The sequence below is a fragment of the Streptomyces sp. NPDC051563 genome (assembly GCF_044454225.1).
Lineage (GTDB): Bacteria > Actinomycetota > Actinomycetes > Streptomycetales > Streptomycetaceae > Streptomyces.
In genome coordinates this window covers 400461-423398 of sequence record NZ_JBITDL010000001.1, presented here as the reverse complement: position 1 = coordinate 423398, position 22938 = coordinate 400461, and the positions used below count along the sequence as shown (strand labels likewise).

The following is a 22938-nucleotide window of genomic DNA, read 5'->3' as shown; positions in this document are numbered from 1 at the left end:
TAGCTCGCGCCCCCACGGTGTAGACCATGACTCCAGATCCGTTGCTCACAGGTGGTGCAGCCCACGCGGACCCGACGGCCCTGTGCGCGCTGCACCACCGAGAGTAGCGGGTCAGGCGTCAAGATCGCTTGGTGTTCTGGTGGGAAGGCTCTGCTCCCGCCAGAAGGAGGAGCAGTACGTCGGCGAGCGCGGCGGCGTGTGGCAGGACGAGGTCGGCGCCTGCCCTGGTGAGGGCGTCGGGGCCGGCGAAGCCCCAGCCGGCGCCGACTGCCCTGATGCCTGCCGCTCGGGCGGCGTGGATGTCGATGTCCGTGTCGCCCACGAACACGGCGTCCTTCGGCGCGACGTCGAGTTGTCGCAGGGCGAGCAGCAGCCCGTCGGGGGCGGGCTTGGGGGTCGCGTCCTCGAAGCAGACGATGGTGTCGATCAGGTCGAGGATGTCCGGGGGTAAGAGCCAGTCGACCCTGCGGCGGCTTCGCAGGGTCACGATGGCCGTGGCGACGCCGGCGGCCCGGAGGGCCGTGAGGGTCTCGCCGACGAACGGGAAGGTCTCGGTGTGGAGACCGGCCGTTGCGGTGGCGGCGTCCCAGCCGTCTTCGTTGATCACCCCGCTCAGGCCGAGTTCGGCCAGTACCTGCTCGCGTGGCCTGGTCAGGGCTCCGGTGGGGAGGTCGTCGGTGGTGACGCGGCAGTCGAGAGCGGAGGTTGCGAAGCCTGCCAGGGTGGCGAGTTGGGCGGTGCGGCTGTCGAGGAGGACCCCGTCGAGGTCGAAGAGCACGGCCCGCTTCACGCGGCATCACCGCCCTGCACGGGTGGCACGTCGGCCTCGGTGAGCAGGGAGTGCAGGGTGACGTGGTGCTCTGCCAGAAGCATGCGGCCTCCGAGCGGGCGCTCCAGCACGCACAACGCGTCGGTGACGGGAGCTCCGGCGATCCGCAAGGTGCGGGCCATCTTCAACAGCTGGCCACCGGAGCGGACCACGTCGTCGACCAGGACGGTACGGCGGCCGTCGAGCGGGGCGCCCTCGATCTGCCGGTGGGACCCGTAGCCCTTGGGGCGGCGGCGCAGGAAGACGGCGGGCAGGCCGGTTGCAGCGGACAGGGCGACGACGAGGGGGACGCCGCCGAGCTCGATGCCCGCGAGCAGTCGGGCATCGTCGGGCACGAGGTCGGCCAGGGCGGCGGCGGTGTCGTGCAGGAGCGCGGGGTCGGCGGCCAGACGGTACTCGTCGAAGTAGGCGTCCAGCCGGGCGCCGTCGGCGAGGTGGAACGGGGCGGTGACGCAGGCGGTTTCGGTGAGCCGGGCAGTGAGGCCGGCCAGCGACGGGCTGGTGGTCATGCTCCTCCGATCGGGGCTGTGTCGAGCGTGGCGAGGCAGGCGTGGAAGGCGTCGGCGGACTCGACGGCGGTGAGGTAGCCGAGTGGCCGCGTCGGGGTCTCGTACAGCCACTTCTCCTGCCGCAGGAATGTGAGCAGGCGAAGGGCGGCCGACCCGGTGAGGAAGATCGGTACGGGCCGGATGGTGGTCGCGTAGTACAGGGCGGCGGTCAGTTCGTGCAGAGTGCCGACGCCGCCGCCCATCGCGACGATCAGATCCGCGTGTGCCAGGTAGTGGTTGATCCGTGCGCCGAGGTCGGGCAGGTGGACCGAGCTGGTGGCGTGCGGGTTGAACGGTCCCCACTCGTCGTGCTTGCCGATCAGGGTGACCGCCGTGACCATCGCTCCCTCAGAGCTCGCTCCGCGGGCGGCGGCCTCCATCAGCCCGTTGTAGCCGCCGTGCAGGAGCGAGTAGCCGGCCTGGGCCAGGGCGCGGCCGACCTCCTCAGCCAGCTTCTCCTCCTCTGCGGAGGCGGGTACGACGCCGCCGAAGAAGACGGCGGTCAGGCCCTCGCGGGCCCAGCTGGTGGCCGGGCCCGCGAGGTGAAGTGCGTTCACACCAGCTCCTGGTAGGTGCGGTAGGCGGCGATGGCATCGCCCAGGCCGTCAAGGGCTTCGGGGCAGGCCCGCTCGACGAGGGCGAGCATCCGCTCGATGGCCGCCACGACGTCGGGGGCCGTCGGCACGGCGGGCCCGCTGATCGCCGCGTCCAGGTCCCCCAGGCAGGCCCGGCCGATCGGGGTGACGGCGATCTCCTCGCGCAGCTGGTACCAGCCCCAGAACCGGGACGCCGGGGCCAGAGCGGCCTTGATGAGGTCCTTCGTCGCGGTGTGGAGCCGGTGCCACTCCGAGTAGGCGACGAACCGCTGGCCCCGCTTGATGCGCTTGTGCAGCAGTACGGCCAGCACCAGGTGTTCGATCAGCAGCTCGGTGCACGTACGCGGCCGGGCGAGGAACTCCGCGGCGAAGCTCCCGGCTGCCCGGACCGCCTCGGGTCCAGCGGGTGTCGGCTCTCGGTCGAGGATCGAGGCGGTGGCGACCGTTGCGCGCAGGCGCGGGATGCGTGTGGCGGGCACGAGGTAGAGGTCGATCTGGTGCAGCCTGCCGTCGTCCGGGACGAGGAAGACCATCCCGACGCCGCCAAGGTCGGCGACGATCGTGTCGCGCCAGCCGGGCAGCAGGGCGCCGGCCTCGATGGACATCAGATCGTCCAGGGCCTTCACGAACGCGGGCAGCTGGGCGTCGTGGACGCCGACGACGAAGTCGACGTCAGAGAGGCGGTCGGCGGTGCCGTGGGCCAGCGAGCCCCGGATCATCAGGTGGGTGACGGCCCGCGAGGTCGCCAGGATGTCGGCGAGGCTCGCCAGGAGCGGGAGCTGGGCCGGTCGGTTGGCGTGGGTGAGTTCGGCCAGTTGCAGGGTGGGCATGCGCGTCCTCCGTTCGGATTCCGGCGGGGTGGACTTGCGGGGGCGGCCGATCAGGCCGTGAGGACGAGGAGGCGTCGCTTGGCCGCCGTCCATCGCGTCGCGGCCTCCATGTCGCCGAGCGAGGTGTGCAGCTCGGCGATCAGGTCGTAGGCCGCGCCCTCGGGCAGTGCGTAGGTGTAGAAGAGCCTCAGCAGCATCCGCTCGGCGGCTTCCGTGTAGCCGAGCTCGGCAATGTTCCGGGCTGCCTGCAGCCGCTCGGCGAGGACCGCGTGGTTCGCGGAGGGCAGCGGTTCGGCGGTGCCGGGGTGGAGCGAGGGGTGCCGAGCCAGCCGCCGGTAGGCGTCGTCGGCGTACACGTCTGCGATCAGGTGGATGCGGTCTGGGCCGAGCAGGTTGCACACCCCGTGGGCGTACGTCGGGGTCAGCCGCCAGATCCGTCCACCGCTCATGTGCACCTTGGTGCCGCCGGTGACGAGGAACGCCGACGTGTTGGTGTGCAGCGGGATGTGCAGCCGGTGGCGCTCGACCTGGTCGAGCTCGTCGTAGTCGCGGTGTTCCCAGAGGAAGGCGTTGGCCTCCAGCCGCGCGAGCCGCACCCACATGTAGTTCAGGCCCAGTTCGTCCAGGAGTGCGGAGGTGGCCGGCATCTGGGCCAGCAGCTCGGTCGGTTTGGCTGCGCAGTCGCCGATCGTCACGTCGGCGGCATCGCCGGAGACGTTCATCAGCGAGGTCGTCCACCAGCCGCCCGACTGGTAGGCGCCGTACTCCGCCTTCCAGGGGGCCTGGACGGTCAGGGCCTCGTGGCGCATCCGCTCCAGCTGAGCGAGATCGACGGAGTCCAGCTGGGCGATCTGCCCGGCCAGAGCGGTCACGGTGTTGTCCATCAGTTCCCTCCCGTTGCCGGCCCCCGAGTCGTGGGCCGGCGGGCACGTGGTGCTGGATGGGGGGTTGCTCGGGTAGCGCTGTAGCCGCGCTCCCGGTCTCACGCTTCGCTGTCGGCGGTACACGGAAAGCGAAGTGCCGCCCAGCATGGCGACGTGCCGGAGCGCATGGATACGACGCCGCTGCCGTCGCGAGGACGTCCTCGTTCCCGCCCGGAAGGCCGGTCCATGTCGTGGTGCGTCATCACCACCGTCATGGCTGCCGTCATCTGCTCCGTGGGCCCGCGGAAAGGGTTTCCCGCCGATCGGCCGGGGCTATCGTCAGACCAGACGAACAGGGACCGGAGGGGATCTGTAGTGGCTGAAACTCCCACGCTCTTAAGGGTCTTGACCCTGCGGAGACACTGGCAGGTCTACAAGACCTTTCTGCTCCGGTTCGAGGAAGCGGCCCACCGCCTGGCGCTGGACGAGAAAGACCCGTCGCTCGGGGGTCTGTCCGTCTCCAAGCGGCAGTTCGAGCGCTGGTACGCCGGCGCGGTGAAGACACGCCCGTACCCGGATCAGTGCCGGGTACTGGAGGCCATGTTCGGCGTCAGCGTCGATCTCCTCCTCGCACCTGCACCCGCACCCGCCGCCTCACCGACGACCCCGGTCGAGTCCTCCCTCGTCACCCCACCGCTGCGGCTCAGCTCTGTCCTCCTCCCATCCGAGCAGGCACAGGTGCTGCCTGCCGGTGGTCCGTTCAGCAGCGAGACCCGCTTCGAGGCGGGCACCACAGAATTGGAAAGGCAGGTTGCGATGGCGGCTCGTCGTGCGCTCCGGTTCACCGCGATGGCGGAGGGCAGCAGTGTCGGACCGGAGACCCTGGGCCAGATCCAGGACGAAGTGCGACGGCTGACCGTCGCGTACCCGAAGCTGGCGCTGCCGACCTTGCTCGGCGATCTGGTCGAGGTACAGGACCTCACCTTCCGGCTGCTGGAACACGGCCGGGTCAAGCCCCTGCAGGCCCGCGAGCTCTACCTGCTCGCCGGAATCACCTCGGGCATGCTCGCCAAGGCCAGCCACGACCTGGGCAACCCGAACGCGGCGATGATGCAGGCCCGCACCGCCTTCGTGTGCGCGGACAACGCCGACCACCACGCCATGCGCGCATGGGTCCGTTCCCTGCAGTCCCTCATCTCCTACTGGGCCGGACGCCCCTCCGAGGCCGCCGACTACGCCACCCTCGGCCAGAGCACCTCCGGGAGCGTCCGCGGCACCACCAGCGTCTGGCTGGCCTGTCTCTCCGCCCGCGCCCACGCGCTCCTCGGCGACGGCGAGGCCACCCGCACCGCCATCCAGCAGGCCGAGGAGGCCCGCACCACGCTCGAACCCGACGACCTCGATGCCTTCGGCGGCATCATGACCTTCCCGGTGCCCCGCCAGCTGTACTACATCGCCGAGGCCACCGTGCACCTCAGCGAGGACCCCGCGCTCGGCGAGAGCCAGTCGGAGGCCGCCGTCGCCGCGTACCGCAGCGCCACGGAGGACGAATGGGCCTTCGGTGACGAGGCCGGCGCGCAGACCGACCTCGCCCTCGCCCGCATCGCCCGGGGCGAGATCGAAGGCGCCATCGAGGCGGTGCAGCCCGTGCTCGACCTCCCCATCGAGCAGCGGAACTTCGGCATCACCAGCAGCGCCCAGCGGGTCCACGACGCGCTGAAGGCCGAGGGCCGGCGAAGCCGAGGCGCGGCAGCCAGCCTGCGCGAGGAGATCGAAGCCTTCACGGCCACCCCGACGTCGGTCCTCGTCCGATGACCCCGCCGGTAGGCTCCGAAAGCATGACCCCAGTCCACCTGCCCGGCCCCCGCCTGGCGCTGCGCGAAGTCGAACCCGAGGACACTGCGGCCCTCCTGGCCATCTACGGGGACCCCGAGGCCACCCGGCACCTCAGCTTCGAGCCCCGCACCCGCGACCAGGCCCAGGGGATCATCGACCGGTCCATCGCCTCCGCGAAGGACACCCCGCGAACCGAGTACTGCCTCGCAATCACCCCGCTCGGCGAACATCGGCTGATCGGCTACGCGCGCCTGGCGACCGAACCGCAGCAGGCAGCCACCATCGGCTTCGCCTTGAACCCCGCGGAGTGGGGCAAGGGCCTCGGCACGGAGACCGTCCACCTGCTGTGCGCGCTCGGCTTCAAGGAATTGGGCCTGCACCGCATTTGGGCTGCGCGTTCGCCGCTCAACGAGGCATCCGCCCGCACGCTTCTGCGTGCGGGCATGACCGAGGACGGGCGGATCCGCGATCACGTCTTCGTTCACGGAGCCTGGCGAGACTCGATCACCTACTCGATCCTGGAGCACGAGTGGACACCGATCGACACCCTTGAGGCGGGTACTGCCGTCGATGTTGCGGCGCCGGCGACCTCACCTGACGGTGACAGTGGACAGGAACCGTGAGCTGGTGCGGCCCGAGCTGGGCCTGCCGCGCCACCCGGTGATCCCCGGCATCGCCGAGTTCGCGCGCGGCGGCCTGCCCGACCCGGCGGCCACCGACGACGGCAACCACTGGGTCGACGGAACCTGCTGGCTGTACTGCGGGCAGAGACAGACCCGCGTTCTGTGGATCGGCCCGGTCAGTGTCGCCGGAGCCCAGGCACCCATGTACGCCTGCGGCCTCTGCATCGGAGAAATCCAAGAACGCGTCTGGGAGTCCCTCCAGCTCCACGACAACCCTGGGTACCCTGCGCATCGGCCCGAGTGCAGTCGGGAAGACAGGTCGGGTGTCCGCGGGCGGGGTCGCCACCGACGCAGCCGGACGTGACCAGGTCGGGAACAACGCCTGTGGGGCCAACGCGTTCTGCGCTGGCCCCACAGGCGTTGTTTGTGTCAGGCGGCCGTGGTGGTCAGGTATGTGGTGAGTGCGTGCGCTTCGGGGGTCAGGCCGTCGAGGATCTCCTGGGCATAGGGGGTGTCGTGTCGGGCTGCGAGGTCGCGGACGGCGGCCCAGTTGTCGGCGATCAGTTGCAGGGCCTGCTGTGTGCGGAGGATGGCCTCGTGCCGACGGGTGAGGTGTTCCTCGGCGAGCTGGGCTGCCTGCCCCCAGGTGATGTCGCCGCGGTCGGCGAGCGGGCTGAAGACGGGTGTGGCGTCGCGGTCGGCGAGGAGGAGTGCGTCGCAGTCCCTCACGCGCTGGCGGAGCCGTTCCCCTTCGAGTCGTCTGTCGAGGGCGGCGATGGCGGCGTCAAGGGTGAGGTGGCCCTCGGCGGCCTTCTCGGCGAGGTCGGGGGCGTGCTGCTGCAGGCGTTCATTCTGGGCGAGGAGGGCTTCGGTGTGGGTTTTGCGTTCGCGGGCCTGGTCGTGGGCGGCGTCGAGGCCGAGTGTGCCGAGGCGCACTCGTTCGGCGAGGTCGGGGGCGTGCTGGAGTACGACCTTCGCGGCGGAGAGGCGGCTACGGCTGATGTCGTGGAGCTTGGCCTGGGTCCGCAGGGAGTGTCCCGAACCGGAACACGCCATGGCGGTGATCATGGCCTGCTGGCCCTTGCTGATGTGCCGGCGGACGACGTTGTTGCTGAAGATCAGGCGGGCGGGGCTGTCACCGTCGTATGTGGTGAAGCGGGGTTCGATGCCGGCGCGCTTGCAGGCGGCGAGGCGGTTTCGGCCATCGAGAACGACGCCGTCGTGGTCGAGGATGATCGGCTTCAGCTGGCCCTCGATCTTGATGGACTCGGCGAGGTCGTGCAGTTCGGCCTCGGTGAGCATCGGGAATGTGTCGGCGTAGGGGTGGATCTTCAGGGGTGGCTCCTTGTCGGCTGGTGTTGCCGCAGGCCCGGAAGGGTGCGGCGGGTGTGGGCTGAGGTATGCCGTTGCTGGGGGAGCGCGGGCTGAGGGATGCGGTGGGGTGGCTGGTGTCATCGGGTCCTGCGGGGGCGGTCGGCGGATGTGACAGGTTTGGTGACCCGGGGCGGGGCTGACGTGCGTGCGGCACCTGTGGCGGGTTGGGGGTTCAGGTCGGCGAGGCGGTGCAGTCGCCAGACGAGGACTTCGCTGAGGGAGCCGGCGGTGTCGAGCTCCCTGTGACGGGCGGCCTGGGTGAGCAGGGCGGCGGGGTCGTGGCCGGCGCTCTGGTTGTCGGTGAGGGTGGCGGCGAGGGCGGGCCAGCCGGGTTCGGCGAGGATCTGCTCGGCCAGGTCCGGCAGGGCCTGGCGGACGAGGACAACCTGCCTCTGTTGCACGGGTAGAGCCAGGCGTAGGCCACGCTGGTGGACCACCGTCAGGGGCTGGACGGTGGCTGCCTGGTAGGCGGCGTGCAGGTGTTCGGCTGCCTGGCGGGCGGCTTCGGCCTGCTGGTCGTGGTGGCGGGTGTGGTGCCAGTGCTGCGCTGCTACGACCGCGAGGAAGACGGCGTCGAGGAGGATCGCGAGGAGCGCTCCGTCCTTGGGCGCGGGCTCACGGACGATCGCCTTGATGGCCCGGCGTGTGGCCTGCGCCTGCTGATGGCGGGCGCGGATGCGGGAACGGCTGGCCCGCTCGAAGGCCGCGGCTGCCTGAGCGAGCTGCGGCTTGTAGGCGGCAGGGGCGATCAGGGGGAGGACATCGAGGGTTTCGGCGAGCACGGTGATGTGCGCCTGGCCCGCAGGGTCATCGGTCTCCGTCAGCAGATCGGGGATACGGTCGGCCGCTGCGGTGACCTGCTGCCACGCCGTACGCCGACGCCCAGGGTGCCGATCTGTGGAAGCGGTTTCAGTGGGCGCAAGGCGTTCGCTGATCTTCGGATAGGACAGGTCGGGTCCGAGGGTGGAACCGGAGAACCACACGTGCTCACCCTGGGCGTTGGTGTCACCGGGGAGGGCGACCTTGTAGCCGCGGATGTCGCCGGAGGGGAAGTGCTGGATGTCCACCAGCACCTTGGTGCTGCGGAGGATAGTGAAGAACTCCTCGGTGCTGGTGGCAGCCGCTACCGCGGTACGGACGGTGGTGCGCAGCCTCTCGCGGGGCGTAGTGGCCGTACCGGTGCGGCGGGCCTTCTCCTGTTCGGCGCGGGTCGGCTTCTTGGCTGCGGTGCGGTCGCCGAGTGTGACCTGGCGCAGGCCGTACTCCTTCTCGATCGCGGCCAGTTCCTTGTGCGCGCGAAGGTAGTCGTTCCAGTTGCGGGGTTTGGTGAGGTCGCCTCGGACCTTGGTGGCCACGATGTGGATGTGGTCCTCCGCGTGGCGGACCGCGACCCACCGGCAGGCGTCAGGGTCTCCGGCCGGTGCGATGCCGGTGGCGTTGAGGACCCGGCGGGCGATCGTTGCCCACTCGTCGTCGGACAGGGTTCGGTCTTCGGGCGCGGCCCGGACCGAGCAGTGCCACACGTGCTTCTCCGGGGCGCGGTCTCCTGCTTGCTTCACCCTCAGGTCGAGGACGCTGGCGAGCCTGGCGAGGGTAGCCGTCTCGTCGCGGCCGGGGTCGGGGGCGAAGCCGTCCCACGAGGCCACGAGGTGGGGGTCGGTGTGCTCGTTGGCGCGGCCGGGGCCGTAGAGGTAGTTCAGGACGCCTCGGGTGTTGGCGCCGGCCTTGCCGATCTTCGCGATCAATCAGGCCGCCCGCTTCGCGATGGCCGTCCGGCCGGCGGCGAGTTCGATCGCTTCGGCAGCAGTCCGGGCGAGGGCGAGGACACGGTCGGCCTGGGCCAGGACGGCACTGTCCACAGGGTGGGGACGGCCGCCGGAGTTGAGCTTGAAGGCGATCTGGTTGACGTTGTTGCCGATCGGGGCGATCTCCGCGCGCAGGGCGACGAGTTCGTCGATCAGGTCGTCGTGGGACGTGCGCTGGCCGGGGATCTCGAAGTGGCCGTCGAGGTAGGCCATGACGATCGCGCCGACGAGGTGCGCGCCGGCGAGGCCGAGGCGACGGGCCTCGGCGAGGATCTCCGTCTTCTCGTCGGCGCTGTAGCGGACGTCGACACGCTGGGTGCGCTGGATTTCCTGACGGGCACGACGGCGGGCGACGCGGTACAGCGCGGCCGCGTCAGCGGCACGTACGACGACCGGTGGTCCGGCGTCGACGACCGCCCCCTCCTGCCCCGGTGCGCCCTCGCGCCGGGGTTCTGTCTCCGCCACCCCCGGGGCGGAGGCTGCGTTGGACCGGCCCTTGGACGGTCCAACGCCATACCTTGCTGGGCTGTTGAGGCCGGTGATCATCTCCTGCTGGGTGGTGGGAAGTTCGCGGTGCGCATCGTGCATGGATCGGTTCTCCGTGGGGTGCTGGTGCCGGGTGGTTGGCTGTGCGCGGCCCCGTGCTCGGTTGCACGGGGTCACGGGAAGAGCCGGAAGGGCCAGGCGGTCAGTGCCCTTACGGGGCTCAGACGGCGCTGGTGGGGAAGGCGGCTTCGTCGAGTCCGTCGAGTGGCCCGGCCTGGCCGGTCCGCTCGGCCTGCAGCTGGTCGCGCAGGCTGCGGGCGCGGATCTGGCCGATCCGTAGTTCGCTGCGCAGACGCTCGGCGGTCAGCTGGTCGTCGCTCCAGTCGGCGGTCAGGAGCTGAGCCTCGGCGAGAATTTCGGCGTCTGTGCGGGTGCGGTCGGTGGTCGACTTGGCGGCGGCGGGGACCCGACCGGTCGCCCGACGCGGGGCGGCTCCGGTCGACTCCGCCACGGCAGCCGACCGGGGCGGTCGGGCAGGGGGAGCGGGAGCCGATTCGTCGGCCTCGGTCGGCCCCGTCGAGGGCGCCTCGGCTACCTTCGTGGGGGTCGATTCGGTCGGCTGCTCGGGGGCCGACTCGGCCTGGTCAGACCTCGACTGTGCGGCCTGCTCGCTGGCCGACTCGTCAGCCTGCGGGCTAACCGACTGGTCAGAGGCCACTTCGGCAGCGTCGGCCGACTCTGGGTTGTGGTGCAGCACTTTCGCCACGAGGTCCGAGCCGAAGTAGATCGACCCGACCGGGAGTGAGGTCGCCAGCAGTACGAGGGCCCAGTTCGCGGGATCCCAGTTGGCCAGTCGGCCCCACTGGACCGACGCCGTGTGCAGGGCCGGAACGAGGCCGTGCACGTAGTTCAACAGGAGGCTGGCGATCGTGTAGGCAGCCAGGACCCGCAGCGCGAACTTGCGGTCGGCGCCGGTCAGCACGAGCGCGGCGACCAGCGCGAGGGCCATCAGCCCGTCGACCACGATCGGGTAGAGCAGGGCGGCAGCGGCGTCTGCGCCGATGGCGCGGGCCACGTCGGACAGCGCGTTCCACGAGACCCGGAAGGCCATGAGGACGACGGCCACCAGGCCGATGACGAGGGTGATGCGTCCCTTGTGGTTCACGCGATGACCGCGCGGCGCATCCGCGGTGGGTGTGGACAAGCGGCTGTACTCCAAGGGCAGTGATGGGGGCGGCCTCACCTGTACCGGGGCAGGGCCGGGCAGGGCTGGGCTGGGCCGCCTGAGGGTGGCGGGTCTCGTTGCGACTCGTCGCAGGCCTGGTCAGCGCAGGTACGGGTGGAGTCCTGATGTCGAGTCGACTCGTCTCACCGGCCCGATACTGCGTGCCGGGCCGGTGAGACGAGTGGGGTACGGGTCGGGACGGATACCGACCCGTACCAGCTCCGGGGAGTCCCTTACCGGTGGCCGCACGCCATGGCTGGCGGGTTTGGCGAGGTCAGAGGCCTGCTGATGTCGCTTCGGCTCGTCGTCGCCTTCCCGCTCGTCCCCGCGCCGGGTCGCGCGGGGACGAGTGGGACGGGACGCGACGGAGGGATGGGGCGGCCTCACCCGTACCGGGGCAGGGCAGGGCTGGGTGAGGGGCACCTCGGGGTGGCGCGGTCTCGTTGCGACTCGTCGCCGGGCTGGTCAGAGCAGGTACGGGTCGAGTCTTGATGTCGAGTCGACTCGTTGCGGCCCTGCCACTCGTCCCTGGGTTGACCTGCGATGCGACGGGACGCGACGGGTCGTGCCGGGTCAGGCGCCGGTGGCGGATCCCGGCTGGGGTGCCGGCTTTGGCTGGGGGCAGTAGCGCGCCCAGGCGTCGGTGAACTGCTCGCGGGTGAAGCCCTTGGCTTGGTCGCCGTTGTGGAAACGGCGGTTGGCCGAGCTGATGTTGTAGTCCTGCAACAGGATCCCCAGGCCCCGGGCAGTCAGGCCCTTGGCCGTGTACTGCTCCCAGGCCGTTTCCTCGTCCTGGTTCAGGATGTCCAGCAGCCGGGCCGTGCGCATCACCGGCGGATCACCCTCGCCCGCGAAGGCGCGTCGGATGTCGGCGAGGAGGCGGATGCCCGTGCCGCCACTGTCCTGGTCCCGCTGCGCCTCATGGCTCGTCATCACCGCGCAGGCGGTGCGGGCCAGGATCGGCCATTCGCCGCCCGCGAGGTCGGCGATGGCGACCAGCGGCTCCCACGTATCGGCGGCGCGGTCCTCCACCGGCATCGGCGGCGCCAGCTCCATCGCCGCGGCGTGGAGCGGGGCCAGCCAGGCCACGAGGCGGTCGCGCAGGGCGTGGAGGGCGGGGATGTCGCGGGCGCTGCGGAACTCCGCGACCTTCTCGCCCGGCCCGCGCCGCCGCATCCGGATCACCACCGACCGGTCCATGATCGTGTCGGGGAGGTCACCGATGCCGGCCAGCGCGGCCATGGCGAAGGTGGGGAACTTCGACACCTCATGGTTCGGGCCGGACACGCGCAGGGTCGGGCGGTTGCGCTGATGGCCCGCGTTCAGCAGGCCGCGCATCTCCTCGTTCTTCTCGGCCACCTTCGCCGACCCGAACAGCGTGTCGGCCTCATCGACCAGCAGCGTGGGCGGCGTCTCGGTGATCGACCGGAAGATCGCGGCAGCCGAGGCGTTCACCGTCACCAGCGGATCGTGGACCGTCTCCGTGACCACATCCAGCAGCCGCGACTTCCCGCAGCGTTTCGCCGGACCGACCACCGCCAGACGCGGCGCATGCTGCCAAGCGGTCTGCAGATGCGTGGCCGCTACCCACAAGGTCACCGCCGTGAAGGCGTCCTCGCTGGGCAGTACGACATACCGCCGAAGCTGGCCCCGCAGCTCCGCCAGCACCTGCTCGCCCTCACGAAGCGGCCCGATCGGGCGTGGCTTCGCCTCGGCAGGCCGGTCCTGTGCTGTGGGGGTCTGGGGTGTTGCCGCCTCCACAGGCCGGGGGTCCTGGAGGTGGGCGCCCTGGCGGCCGGGTATCGCGGTCACGGGCCAGGGCTCGTTGGCAGCGGCGGGCGTGGGGGTGGGTGCGGATTCGGCGTCGGGGGTGGTGGGTTCCAAGTGGCAGCTCCTTGTTGGGTGGTTGCGGGCATGCGGCAGCGGCCGGGCACCGGGTTGCCGGGTGGTTCGCGGGTGGGGGAGGTGACGGGGGCCGCCTGTGGCGTTGGCCCGCCAGGCGCTTCGCCCTCGCTCGCGGGCAGTCAGCTGCGGCGGGGGAAGACGAACAGTACGTCCGGCCCCGGACACAGTCCAGCGTTTCTGTGTCATCTCCGCGCAGAATCGTCTGCTAACGTGCCGCCCCCTCAAGCCGCCAGACCCAGCAGGCCCAGCAGGTCCGCGGTCACCACTCGGTAGGCGTTGCCCATCCGCAGCACCTTGCACGGGTACTGACCTCGCTTCGCCAGCTCGTACCCCTTGCTCCGCCCGAGACCCAGAGCACGATTGCCTGTGTCCAGGTCAACGGCCACAGGAAGGGCCAACAGCTCCTCGCGGCCCATCCCCTTCACCCGGCTTGCGATCCTTTCGTCGCGCACGAGGCGCTCCTCTCATCACAGCCCACGGCGAACACGTCATCGCGTCCGGCTCCAGGCGTATGACTTCCACGGTAAGAAAGATATTGTGTCTGCATGACACAACACCGCTTGGATGATGAAGACGAGGACGACGTCCCGGAATGGGTCGACCGGATCAAGAACAACGTCGCCGCCGAAGTGCGCCGGCGGAGGAAGGAGATGGGATGGAGCGCGCAGCGGCTGGCAGAGCGATGTGAGGAGCTCGGCCACCCCATCCCGCGCAACGTGATCGCCAACCTGGAATCAGGCCGCAGGGCCAACCTGCCCCTGGTCGACGTCATGATCCTGGCCGCCGCCCTGTATACGTCCCCGATCTGCCTGATCTTCCCCATCGGCTACGTCGAGGAGACCCAGGAACTTCCCTTCCGCCACCCCGTCTCGACCTGGGACGCCATGCGGATGTTCACCGGCGAGGAACCGGGCTACTACTCCGATGCCGGGCTGATCCCCGACTTCAACCGCCACGCCAGCCTGGTCCGCACCATCGAGGCCGCCCTGCGCGAAGCGGAACGGGCCGGTTTCGCCGCCGAGACGGCGGCCAACCCCGCCCAGCGCGAGGAAGCCGAACGCAAGAGGGACAGCTACAACTCACAGGTCAAAGAGGCCACCTGGCAACTCCAGATGGTCCGTGGACAGATCCGCGACGAAGCCGCCACCCCGCCAGAGCTGCCACCAGCACTCGCCGACATCGACCCACCCGACACCGACGAAGAGGACGACATTTGAAGGGCTCCACCCACCGCCGCTGCTACTGCCGCGACCCGAAGACCGGCAAGCCGCTCGGCAAGACGTGCCCCAAGCTCTCCAGCCGCAAGCACGGCTCCTACTCCGTACGCCAGGAACTCCCGCCCCGCGAGGACGGCACCCGCCGCTCCTTCAACCGCGCCGGGTACGAGAACCTGAAGGCGGCGCAGGCCGACCTGGACCACGTACGTGCTCTCCTGGGCATACCGGCGGCGGACGACCCCGAGAGCGTCGCCAGCGTCGCGGCGCTCCTGGAGCAAGTGGCCGACGAGAAGGCGCCGCTCCCTGACGTCGAGGAGACCCGGCGCCGACTGCGGGCCGGAACCTCTCTCCTCGGGTCGATCACCGTCGGCGAATGGTTGGACCGCTGGCTCGCGTCGAAGAAGACGCGCAAGACCACGACGAACGGCTACGCCTCCCACATCCGCGTCCACCTCCGGCCCCGCATCGGGCACCTCCGCCTCGACCGGCTGAACGTCGCCCACTTGGTCGAGATGTTCGACGCCCTTGCCGATGCCAACGAGGCGATCGAGGCCCACAACCTGGCCCGGCGCGAGCAGATCGCCCGTTGCAAGCCGAGCAAGGCCGGCAGGCCGGTCGCGGCCGAGCGGGCGCTCCTGGCCGCCGAGCGGGCCAAGCTCGCCGCGATGGAGCCCTTCCGGAAGCCCACCGGGCCCGCGACCCGGCAGAGCATCCGCCGCACCCTGCGGGCGGCGCTGAACGGGGCGATACGCCAACAGCTCATCATCTTCAACCCGGCGTCCCACGTAGAGCTGGAGTCCGGCAAGCGCCCGAAGCCCCTGCTGTGGACGGACGCCCGCGTGGCCCGGTGGCGCCTCACCGGCGAGAAGCCCTCTCCCGTCATGGTCTGGACCCCGGCCCAGTTCGGCGCCTTCCTCGACGAGGCCGAGGGCGACCGGCTGTACGCCTTCTTCCACCTTTCCGGCACCCGCGGTCTGCGGCGCGGCGAGTGCGTCGGCCAGGAGTGGTCCGACGTCGACCTGGAGGGCGGGCAGATCACGCCGGCCAAGGAGATCGTGGTGGACGGCTGGGACCCGTACGAGTCCGCACCGAAGACGGACGGCAGCGCCAGCACCATCGCGCTGGACAGCCTGAACGTGACCGCCCTGCGTGAGCACCGGGTGCGCCAGCTCGCGGAGCGGGAGAAGTGGGGCCCGGCCTGGCAGGACACAGGCAAGGTCTTCACCCAGGAGGACGGCTCCTGGCTCCACCCCGGCACGGCGTCGGAGACCTTCCGGCAGATACTCGCCCGCACCGATCTGCCGCCGATCACCCTTCGTGATCTACGCCACGTCTCGGCCACCCTCACCCACGGCGGTGGTGGCGACCTCCACACGATCAAGGAGACGCTCCGGCACTCCACGATCACGCTGACCTCGGACACGTACACGAGCCTGCTACCCGAGGTCGACCAGGCAGCCGCAGAAGCGGCGGCCCAGCTGGTACCTCGTGCCCGTTCGTCCGCCTCCTGACCAGGGGGTGACGGGCCGTCCGCTCACGCATCGCTCACGCACGGGCCCGGAAACGACTGAGCGCCCCACCCAATCAGAATCGGGTGGGGCGCTCAGTAGCAGGTCAGAGGGGTTAACCCCCGCCTGCGAGCAGTAGGCCATGTCGGACTCGAACCGACAACCAACGGATTAAAAGTCGAAAGGTGTGCGTCCAGCTTGAAGAGTCTTAATCCCGCTCGCGAGCTCCCATGCAGGTCAGAGGCTATCGATCGTCCAGCTCAGGCAGCCTGGTGCAGCCCACGAGCCGATGATCCAAGGGCATCCGCTCCCGCAATGCTCCCGCATTGCGTAGGCTCTGACCTGCGTATACGACCAGTTTCGGCGGCACGATGACGCGGTGGGCGCGGGGCCGAACCCCGTCGCAGTACACGACGCCGTCCGGCGCACGAGCGAGCAAGCCTGCCGCTCTCCCCTTACCTATGAGGGCCACGCTGGCGGGAAGAGCGAGACTGCTGAGTTCACAGAGTGTGTTGTGAAATCCTCAAGCCGGGCGGTCCGCCCGGGAGCGCGTCCAGTGGAACCAAGGAGGGGTCGTAAGTGATCGAGGCCGAAGCGGTGGAGACCACCCGGGCGAACCGTGCCCAGCGTGCGTTCCTGGCTGCTCACGGCTCGGCCGACCTCTCCGCAAGGTCACTAGCTGTCCTTGCTGCTGTGCCGCATTGGTGGCGCCGGCGTGCAGCCGCGGCAGGGGCGACCGACTCTCACACGCTGGGCATCGACGACGCGATGTCGTTCCCGACAGCTCCTCTCGACTGGGATGATCTCGACGGCATCACTCCTCGTGAGGACCTCTTCGATGCGTCTCCCGAGGAACTGGCCGACGCGTACGTCGTCTCTCTTGAGAGCTCTGTCCGGACAGCTGATGGCCGCCACTACACGCCGGCACCTCTTGCCGAGGCCCTCTATCAGCAAGCCGCAGGGGTTCTCGGGCGCCGCCCATCCGGGCTGATATGGGACCCTGCCTGCGGCGCTGGCATGCTGCTGCTGCCTGCTCTGCGTGCCTGGCTTGCTGAGCAGTCCGGCACACAGCCTGAGATGGTCCTAGCTGCGGTGAGCTCCTCTATCGGCGGTCGTGATCTGGACGCCGCGGCTGTGTGGCTCGGCAACGTTCTGCTTGCTGCGGAGATGCTCCCGGTGTGGGCCAAGGTGCCGCTTCCCCGGCGTCGGCCGCTGCCAGCCCTCCTGCAAGTAGGAGACGGTCTGGCTCCGCCCCCGTCCCCTCCCACACTGACGCTGATGAATCCGCCCTATGGCCGCGTACGGCTCTCGGAGGGGGATCGCGAGAAGTGGCAGCACGTCGTCTTCGGCCATGCCAACCGATATGGGCTCTTCATGGCTGCCGTTTCCGAGCAGCTCGCCGAGGGCGGCGTGGCGTCGGCCTTGGTGCCTGCCGGGTGGCTGGGCGGCTCCTACTTCCAGCGCCTGCGCGCCTATCTCGCCGACACGACGCCATTGATCAGTTTGGTGTACGTGACCGACCGCTCCGGTGTCTTCTCCACCGGAGTCCTCCAGGAGACGGTCCTCGCCACCTTCCGGAAGGGCAAGAGTCCTCGTGCCACCGACTGTGAGCGCCTGACCATGAACGGTCGGGTGACCCACGAGGTGATCGGTAAGGGACGGCTCCCGAAGGACGCCGACCGCCCGTGGCTCCTGCCCCGGCAGTCGGATGACCTACCCATTGTCAAGGCGGCTCAGAAGATGACGCGCCGCCTTGCCGACTACGGCTGGTCGGTCTCCACTGGCCCGCTTGTCTGGAACCGGCACAAGCCACAGCTATCTCCGAAGCCATCCGAAATTTCCGTGAAGATCGTCTGGGCAGGCGATCTAGAAGGGGGCGAGCTGCACCAGGACCCCTCCCGGGACAAGTTGCGTTACCTCCACCTGAGGGAGAAGGACCATCGTGTCCTGGTCCTGGAGCGCCCGGCGGTTCTGGTGCAGCGGACGACTGCCCCCGAGCAGCCCCGCCGGCTACTTGCAGCCGCTCTTGACTCGGAGACACTCACGCGGTGGGGCGGTCGCGTCTCGGTGGAGAACCACGTCAACGTGCTGACGAGCGCCCAGCCTGATGGCCTCCTCACCCCCAGGCTCCTTAGCGCGCTGCTGGACTCCGACGCCGTAGATCGTCTGTACCGGTGCCTGACTGGCTCCGTAGCTGTCTCCGCGTACGAGCTGGCCGCCTTGCCCCTGCCCGGACCCCAAACCCTGCGGGCCTGGGCTGCGTTGCCGGCCGAGGCACTCCCCGAAGCGATCAACTCTGTATATGGTCTGACGTTGTGACCGAACCAAACGAGGACTGGCACCTCCCGCCGCTGCTGGAATCCCGAGAGGCGTACCTGGAGCGGCTGGGTTTGATCCTCCCCCAGTCGATCACCGGTGTCACAGCAACGGCCAACCCCGCGGCATCCGCCACCGTCTTTGTGGCGATGTACGTCGGCGCCATAGGAGGACAGCGCCCGATCCGGCCCTCCACGGTGACCTGGATGAGCGATGCCGTGGCGGGACGCCGCGAGGAAGCGCAGCGGCGTGCGTACTACACAGCCGCCATGCGTGGCGAGAAGTACGTGACCGAGCTCTGTCTCGAAGCCGAGATCAAGCGCGGGAAGATCTGGTACGCGAACAACAGCCGTGAGCCTGTCCGCGACGAGTCCATCGACGCTCTGATCAAGCACGGCGCCATTCAGGTCCGCACAGAGATCGCGACCACCTCGCCACGGCCCCGCTACACCCTCGAACCGGGATTCGCGGCGCTGCTGGCACCTAGCCTCTCCGGCAGCGAGCTCGAGGACGCGATAACGGAATGGCGCAGCACCCACCTCACCCCGACGGGACGGCGCAGGGCCTCGCTTCTCCGCGACCCTGCGCTTAGCAGCGACAGCATCGAAGTACAGCTGCCGGGGGCGGGCACGCGAACGCTCCACCCTGGCGCGAGCAGCTGGATTCTGAAGGGCGTAGTGGAGAAGTTCGCCGCTAGCCTGGTTGAGCCCAACGTGCTCTTCATCTCTCAGCCCGGAGAAAAGGTAAACCTTCTCGATGGCAAGGCCCTGAAGGACATGGGCCTGGAAGTCGACCAGGCCACTCTGCTCCCGGATTGTCTTATGGCTGACTTGGCCCCTAGCCGAGACGAGTTCTGGTTCATCGAGGTGGTGGCCAGCGACGGGCCAGTCACCGAGGAGCGCCGGCAGGCCCTCATCGACTGGGCAACGGCCCACGGCCTTGAGGCCGAGAAGTGCCGGTTCCTTACAGCCTTCGAATCGCGGACGGCCTCGGAGGCCAAGAAGTCGCTTCCAGTCCTCGCTCACGGCTCCTACGCCTGGTTCGCGAACGAACCTGACGGCCTTCTCTCCTGGGATGAGCTGCGCTTCGCCTGACTGACGCCTGACCCGAACAGCCGGACAGCACGGCGCCCGAGATTGCTTGCCCTCGGGCGCCTACGGAGCTCAATCCACCCGGCCAGGTGAGAAGGAACGACCCTGGAACAAAGAGAGGCCCTGTCTGCGAATTCGCAGACAGGGCCTCTTAAATCTATTCGGCGGCGTCCTACTCTCCCACAGGGTCCCCCCTGCAGTACCATCGGCGCTGAAAGGCTTAGCTTCCGGGTTCGGAATGTAACCGGGCGTTTCCCTAACGCAATGACCACCGAAATTCTTCGATTGCCAGACCGTAAGAACGTGCAGTCAGGTCCGACTCTCTGCGCTCGATTCTACACATCCCCTGAGCGCGTGTTGCCGCACACATGGGCGAAGAGCGTGGGTCAGGTCGCTGATGGGCAGCTGGCCGGAGATCGCCCTCAGACGGTCACCGTCAGGTACCCGATCCCAGAGTCCACGACCCACTCCGCGGCCTCCGTGTCGAGCTCCCACGGCGTCCGCAGCAGTGTCCCGCGCAGAACGGCACGGTCCTGCAAGGCAGCCGGCTCTGGTCCCAGGCGCTTGAGACGCTCGCCGTCAGCGCCCCAGTGGGGATCCGCCGGGGTGTCCAGCACGGAGATGAAGCGGTCAACGCGCGGGGGCCAAGTGGGATGACCCCACCAGCGGTCACAGGCCAGTGCGCCGTGGCCGGCCGTGTAAAGGATGCCGTGGCGGACGCCCTTCTTCTCCATCTGGCCGACGAAGGCTCCCAGCTTCCCGTCCGCATGATCCTCGTACTCCGCGAGGTCTTCATCGGTTCGCGCGAGCTCGCCCAGGGTCATGCCGGTCGGAAGCTTGCGGTCAGGGTTGGTCAGCCACTTGAAGAGTCGATGCCCAAGGACGTCCACGTCCTCGACGGTGACATTCTCGAACGCTTCGCTGCTCCCTGAGGTGATGCCGTACTCCGTGCACCATCCGCGGAGGCGCTGGCGTATACCGAGCGTGGTGTGGCTGTTGATCCGCAGCATGTCGCCGTCGGACAGACGCCCCTCGGCATGCCAGTTCTCCACGCAGCTGTTGCGCCATGCCCCGTTCGTGAGACCAATGGCGAGGAGACTCTGAAGCGGGGACAGGTCATCGGGATCGATGCCTTGCGCTTTTAGCACCCCCTCGAAGACCTCCTCCGTCATCATGGCCTGCGCCTCTTCGAGCATGCGCTCCACGTCAGTCACGCTGTCCCCGTTCCCCTCGCTTGCTCTTGGCTCTTGGCCCGGCGCCGCCGTGCCAAGCTCCATCTTCAGCGATTTCGGGCGCCCGTTCATCAGCTTCGCCCATCAGGCTGAGGGGCGTGGCACGCCTCAGCCTCGGCCTTCGAACACGGGGGCAGCGTGCAGGAGTACGCAGGTCTCTAACCCGCGGGCATGCACGTCGCCGTGTCGATTCTTGGCTTGGTCCTCCGTAGCCCGCGCAAGGCCCAAGTCCGATCCCATTGGGGGGAACCTCGGCGCAGGGGTGTTGTTCTTCCCCTGCTGGTGAGGTCGCCCCTTCAACCGATCAACAGACGACTTCAGGGTTACGAGGGATCACCTGCGGAACGGGGGCGGTTCTGGGCAACGATGGAGGCCAGGTCTCGCCCTGGCGGGAGCCGCCACTCAACTACATGGAGGCCTGCTAACTCAATGACCTCCTCGGGCACACCCAGCCGGTGCAGAGGGGTGGCCTTATGCCGGTCGAGCCAGGCGATGCGTCTTGCTTGCTCACGTGGTTCAAGGCTTTGCCATGAGTCAAGGACTACCCCCGGTGCCACCGATTCACCTGGCAGTCGCTGAGCCACGATGTGCTGTACGAATGGGATGTACCCCGGGTCTCGTGCGAGCGCGACAAGGCACCAGGCTGTTGTGGGGGACATAGATGCACCATGAGCAGCGATGAGCCTTCGGGCCTTCCACTGCCAGCGCGGGGCGAGGAGCCATCTGGTTGTGTGCGGCCTCAATGCGGGTCTCCAGCCGGCCTGGTCAACCGCCTGACCGTGGCAAAGCCGCAGCACACGCTCACCGGAGCACACGGAACGGACATCAGCTCGCACGCTCCTCGTTGCCGGAGCTGGACGTTTCAAGCTGAAGCTCGCGCTTCCTCTGTTCTTCCTTCAGCCGTTCCACGTAACGCGCGAACATCCTGAGCCGCTCAGCCTCAGGAAGTGGCGGCTCATCATCGCGACCCGCGTACTCATCAAGCATGAACTGAGACGCGTTGTAGTGCTTCTCGATGTCGTCGGCCGTCGACTGGAGGTTGTATCCACGCTCGCGGAATTTGAAGTATCCGGTCACGCCAGCCGAAATGCCGACGAGTGCGCTGAGGGCAGATGCGGAGAGCCGTAAGACCTGGCTACTTCCCTCATTCATCGCCGCAAGGGTGGAGGTGACGATCGACCCAGTGATGATGATGCCCTGGAAGAAGTTGTGGATGCGTCGATTCTTGTTCGCTGATTTTCGATACTGGTCAATCAGATCGAGGGACGCTTCGCGATAGATGCGGAGTCCGGAGGGCGAGTCAAGGGGGAGCTTAGCGGCGGCGGTCTGCCGGTCCTGAAGTGCGTTACGCAGCGCGCCAGTCCGGTTGACAATCTTCTTGCGGTTCTTCCACAGCGCCCACCCCATCGCGATCCACAGGCAGTTCACGATGATGAGGCCAGCCCACCGAGTGAAGACAGGCTGCGACTCCCATAGCCCCACGATGACCGTGTAGCCCAGAAGGAAGGTGAGGGTGATCCCACCCATCAAACACAGGACGTAGATCCTCTGGAAGGTCCGTGACGTCCGGAGATCATCTTCGATCTCGTCAAAGAGCTTTACATGGTTTCGATATTCCCTCTGCCGCTCCGCCTCATCTTCCTCAGACATGACAGCAGTCGGCTCGGTACTCCCCTGGCTCATTCGCGGCCCCCGCCTCGCCCCACTCGCCCCAGCAGTCACTGAATATCCAGACCTTCAGCGATACAAGTTGGCGATCATAAATCCGGCCCAGCGGGTGAACAAGAGCGACTTACAGGCCATTCTCGCTGGGTGGGATCGAGCCAAGATCCCCATGGCGAAAAGCAGCCCATCTGAGCAGGGGCGAGGCCATTTGAAGTCGGATTCGAGCCATGATCAAAACAAATTTTCGATATCTCTCCGCGGCCTCCTAGAAAAAGAATCACGTCCATGAGATCGGTGGCTGCGTGCCGTTTCCCGTTGACCCCCTTCACCCAAAGCGGCAGCATCGGGTACCCCTTCGAGACGACGAGGCCCCGCTACGGCTGTCCGGGCGGGGCGTCGCCTGTGTAAGTCAGCCACCCGGCGGCGGGGTCGCCTCTGCCAGAAGGGGGCCTGGGGAGAGGTGCGGCGCGCAATCGGGACAGGCGTACAACGTGACGCCGGGGCCGCTCGTCCGCTCGAGGTGGCTTACCTCGACGGGGGCGGCTGTCGCCCGCTCGCAGCGGCAGCAGGAAACGGTCGTCATGCCCCCACCGCCACCCGGGTCGTCCGGCTGTCAGGGCGCACCTGCCTGCCGTGGATTACTGTCGGGCCCACGTCGATTCCGCGCAGCGCCATATCCAGTGCCCAGCGGCGTTCCGCCTGGGCCCGACGCTTCGGGTCGTCCGGGCGCCTGCGGGGCGGTGCGATGACGTAGGGGCGCACGGGGTTGATCGTGTCCACGAAGGCCTGCCGCTGCGCAGCCTCGTGGGCATATGGGCTCTTATGCTCCGGCAGCGGTAGCCGTGGCGACGAGAACGGCGTGGGCGCCGGCTCCGACGTGACGGTGGAGCGGTGCTTTCCTCCCGCGGGTAACAGCACAGCGAGGAGGCGCGCAAAGCGCGCGATAAAGTCGGTCATGTTCGTCAGCTCCCAAGGGCTGATGGGCCACG

21 protein-coding genes and 1 rRNA gene are annotated in these 22938 nt (G+C 68.6%); 7 read left to right on the top strand and 15 right to left on the bottom strand.

Going from position 1 to position 22938, the window contains the following annotated elements; all coding sequences use genetic code 11:
- Window positions 1-118: 118 nt before the first annotated feature.
- From ACIA8F_RS02040 to ACIA8F_RS02020, 5 genes are read right to left on the bottom strand one after another with little or no spacing between them, the layout of a single operon-like run.
- Entirely contained in the window at window positions 119-790 is a 672-nt protein-coding gene (locus tag ACIA8F_RS02040; protein WP_399376222.1) for an HAD family hydrolase, read from the bottom strand.
- Complete coding sequence (locus ACIA8F_RS02035; RefSeq protein WP_399376221.1) at window positions 787-1338, bottom strand: orotate phosphoribosyltransferase; 552 nt, start codon at window positions 1336-1338, stop codon at window positions 787-789. Before ACIA8F_RS02035 ends, ACIA8F_RS02040 begins: the two co-directional genes overlap by 4 nt.
- Entirely contained in the window at window positions 1335-1934 is a 600-nt protein-coding gene (locus tag ACIA8F_RS02030) for an LOG family protein (RefSeq protein WP_399376220.1), read from the bottom strand. The genes ACIA8F_RS02035 and ACIA8F_RS02030 overlap by 4 nt, the downstream gene beginning before the upstream one ends.
- Window positions 1931-2803, bottom strand: coding sequence for a hypothetical protein (locus tag ACIA8F_RS02025; protein ID WP_399376219.1), 873 nt, complete (start codon window positions 2801-2803; stop codon window positions 1931-1933). Before ACIA8F_RS02025 ends, ACIA8F_RS02030 begins: the two co-directional genes overlap by 4 nt.
- 50 nt (window positions 2804-2853) lie before the next feature.
- Entirely contained in the window at window positions 2854-3687 is an 834-nt protein-coding gene (locus ACIA8F_RS02020) for an aspartyl/asparaginyl beta-hydroxylase domain-containing protein (RefSeq protein ID WP_399376218.1), read from the bottom strand.
- 384 nt (window positions 3688-4071) lie between these two features.
- On the opposite strand from ACIA8F_RS02020, the gene ACIA8F_RS02015 reads away from it, so the two are divergent.
- The 3 genes from ACIA8F_RS02015 to ACIA8F_RS02005 are packed head-to-tail and all read left to right on the top strand — an operon-like array spanning window position 4072 to window position 6489.
- A complete protein-coding gene (locus tag ACIA8F_RS02015) occupies window positions 4072-5481 on the top strand; it encodes a hypothetical protein (RefSeq protein WP_399376217.1) in 1410 nt (469 codons plus the stop codon).
- A 23-nt stretch (window positions 5482-5504) separates the two neighbouring features.
- Window positions 5505-6125, top strand: coding sequence for a GNAT family N-acetyltransferase (locus ACIA8F_RS02010; protein WP_399376216.1), 621 nt, complete (start codon window positions 5505-5507; stop codon window positions 6123-6125).
- A complete protein-coding gene (locus ACIA8F_RS02005; RefSeq protein WP_399376215.1) occupies window positions 6109-6489 on the top strand; it encodes a hypothetical protein in 381 nt (126 codons plus the stop codon). The genes ACIA8F_RS02010 and ACIA8F_RS02005 overlap by 17 nt, the downstream gene beginning before the upstream one ends.
- Before the next feature lie 65 nt (window positions 6490-6554).
- Here the strand turns inward: ACIA8F_RS02005 and ACIA8F_RS02000 are convergent, their stop codons facing one another.
- The 6 genes from ACIA8F_RS02000 to ACIA8F_RS01975 all read right to left on the bottom strand — a co-directional run bounded on the left by ACIA8F_RS02000 (window position 6555) and on the right by ACIA8F_RS01975 (window position 13336).
- The gene (locus ACIA8F_RS02000; protein WP_399376213.1) at window positions 6555-7427 is read right to left on the bottom strand and encodes a ParB N-terminal domain-containing protein; all 873 of its coding nucleotides are present in this window, start codon (window positions 7425-7427) and stop codon (window positions 6555-6557) included.
- A 149-nt stretch (window positions 7428-7576) separates the two neighbouring features.
- Window positions 7577-9244 carry a relaxase/mobilization nuclease domain-containing protein gene (locus tag ACIA8F_RS01995; RefSeq protein ID WP_399376212.1) on the bottom strand — a complete coding sequence of 556 codons (1668 nt, stop codon included), beginning with the start codon at window positions 9242-9244 and terminating at the stop codon, window positions 7577-7579.
- Window positions 9245-9769 carry a plasmid mobilization relaxosome protein MobC gene (locus tag ACIA8F_RS01990; protein WP_399376211.1) on the bottom strand — a complete coding sequence of 175 codons (525 nt, stop codon included), beginning with the start codon at window positions 9767-9769 and terminating at the stop codon, window positions 9245-9247.
- Between the two features lie 241 nt (window positions 9770-10010).
- A complete protein-coding gene (locus ACIA8F_RS01985) occupies window positions 10011-10955 on the bottom strand; it encodes a DUF2637 domain-containing protein (protein WP_399376210.1) in 945 nt (314 codons plus the stop codon).
- A 633-nt stretch (window positions 10956-11588) separates the two neighbouring features.
- Window positions 11589-12899, bottom strand: coding sequence for a DUF3631 domain-containing protein (locus ACIA8F_RS01980; protein ID WP_399376209.1), 1311 nt, complete (start codon window positions 12897-12899; stop codon window positions 11589-11591).
- 242 nt (window positions 12900-13141) lie between these two features.
- Window positions 13142-13336, bottom strand: a complete 195-nt coding sequence (locus tag ACIA8F_RS01975) for a hypothetical protein (protein ID WP_399264832.1) — start codon at window positions 13334-13336, stop codon at window positions 13142-13144.
- Between the two features lie 129 nt (window positions 13337-13465).
- Between ACIA8F_RS01975 and ACIA8F_RS01970 the strand changes: the two genes are divergently transcribed.
- From ACIA8F_RS01970 to ACIA8F_RS01955, 4 genes are all read left to right on the top strand, one after another.
- A complete protein-coding gene (locus tag ACIA8F_RS01970) occupies window positions 13466-14137 on the top strand; it encodes a helix-turn-helix domain-containing protein (RefSeq protein WP_399376208.1) in 672 nt (223 codons plus the stop codon).
- A complete protein-coding gene (gene xerC, locus ACIA8F_RS01965; protein WP_399376207.1) occupies window positions 14134-15648 on the top strand; it encodes a tyrosine recombinase XerC in 1515 nt (504 codons plus the stop codon). Before ACIA8F_RS01970 ends, xerC begins: the two co-directional genes overlap by 4 nt.
- A 576-nt stretch (window positions 15649-16224) precedes the next feature.
- Window positions 16225-17964 carry a hypothetical protein gene (locus ACIA8F_RS01960; RefSeq protein WP_399376206.1) on the top strand — a complete coding sequence of 580 codons (1740 nt, stop codon included), beginning with the start codon at window positions 16225-16227 and terminating at the stop codon, window positions 17962-17964.
- A complete protein-coding gene (locus ACIA8F_RS01955; protein ID WP_359235066.1) occupies window positions 17961-19055 on the top strand; it encodes a BsuBI/PstI family type II restriction endonuclease in 1095 nt (364 codons plus the stop codon). The genes ACIA8F_RS01960 and ACIA8F_RS01955 overlap by 4 nt, the downstream gene beginning before the upstream one ends.
- A gap of 156 nt (window positions 19056-19211) precedes the next feature.
- On the opposite strand, the gene rrf is transcribed toward ACIA8F_RS01955, so the two are convergent.
- The 4 genes from rrf to ACIA8F_RS01935 all read right to left on the bottom strand — a co-directional run bounded on the left by rrf (window position 19212) and on the right by ACIA8F_RS01935 (window position 22906).
- Window positions 19212-19328, bottom strand: a 5S ribosomal RNA gene (rrf, locus tag ACIA8F_RS01950).
- Window positions 19329-19474: 146 nt separating this feature from the next.
- Window positions 19475-20257: a hypothetical protein gene (locus ACIA8F_RS01945; RefSeq protein WP_399376205.1), complete on the bottom strand. Its 783-nt coding sequence runs from the start codon at window positions 20255-20257 to the stop codon at window positions 19475-19477.
- 852 nt (window positions 20258-21109) lie between these two features.
- Window positions 21110-21934, bottom strand: a complete 825-nt coding sequence (locus tag ACIA8F_RS01940; protein WP_399376204.1) for a DUF4231 domain-containing protein — start codon at window positions 21932-21934, stop codon at window positions 21110-21112.
- A 594-nt stretch (window positions 21935-22528) separates the two neighbouring features.
- A complete protein-coding gene (locus ACIA8F_RS01935; RefSeq protein WP_399376203.1) occupies window positions 22529-22906 on the bottom strand; it encodes a hypothetical protein in 378 nt (125 codons plus the stop codon).
- Window positions 22907-22938 lie beyond the last annotated feature (32 nt).

Excerpts from the sequence above, each read along its gene's own strand:
- ACIA8F_RS02035 (WP_399376221.1), bottom strand. The coding sequence starts at position 1,338 with ATGACCACCAGCCCGTCGCTGGCCGGCCTCACTGCCCGGCTCACCGAA.
- ACIA8F_RS02025 (WP_399376219.1), bottom strand. The coding sequence starts at position 2,803 with ATGCCCACCCTGCAACTGGCCGAACTCACCCACGCCAACCGACCGGCC.
- ACIA8F_RS02020 (WP_399376218.1), bottom strand. The coding sequence starts at position 3,687 with ATGGACAACACCGTGACCGCTCTGGCCGGGCAGATCGCCCAGCTGGAC.
- ACIA8F_RS02010 (WP_399376216.1), top strand. The coding sequence starts at position 5,505 with ATGACCCCAGTCCACCTGCCCGGCCCCCGCCTGGCGCTGCGCGAAGTC.
- ACIA8F_RS02000 (WP_399376213.1), bottom strand. The coding sequence starts at position 7,427 with ATGCTCACCGAGGCCGAACTGCACGACCTCGCCGAGTCCATCAAGATC.
- ACIA8F_RS01975 (WP_399264832.1), bottom strand. The coding sequence starts at position 13,336 with ATGGGCCGCGAGGAGCTGTTGGCCCTTCCTGTGGCCGTTGACCTGGAC.
- ACIA8F_RS01970 (WP_399376208.1), top strand. The coding sequence starts at position 13,466 with ATGACACAACACCGCTTGGATGATGAAGACGAGGACGACGTCCCGGAA.
- ACIA8F_RS01940 (WP_399376204.1), bottom strand. The coding sequence starts at position 21,934 with ATGTCTGAGGAAGATGAGGCGGAGCGGCAGAGGGAATATCGAAACCAT.
- ACIA8F_RS01935 (WP_399376203.1), bottom strand. The coding sequence starts at position 22,906 with ATGACCGACTTTATCGCGCGCTTTGCGCGCCTCCTCGCTGTGCTGTTA.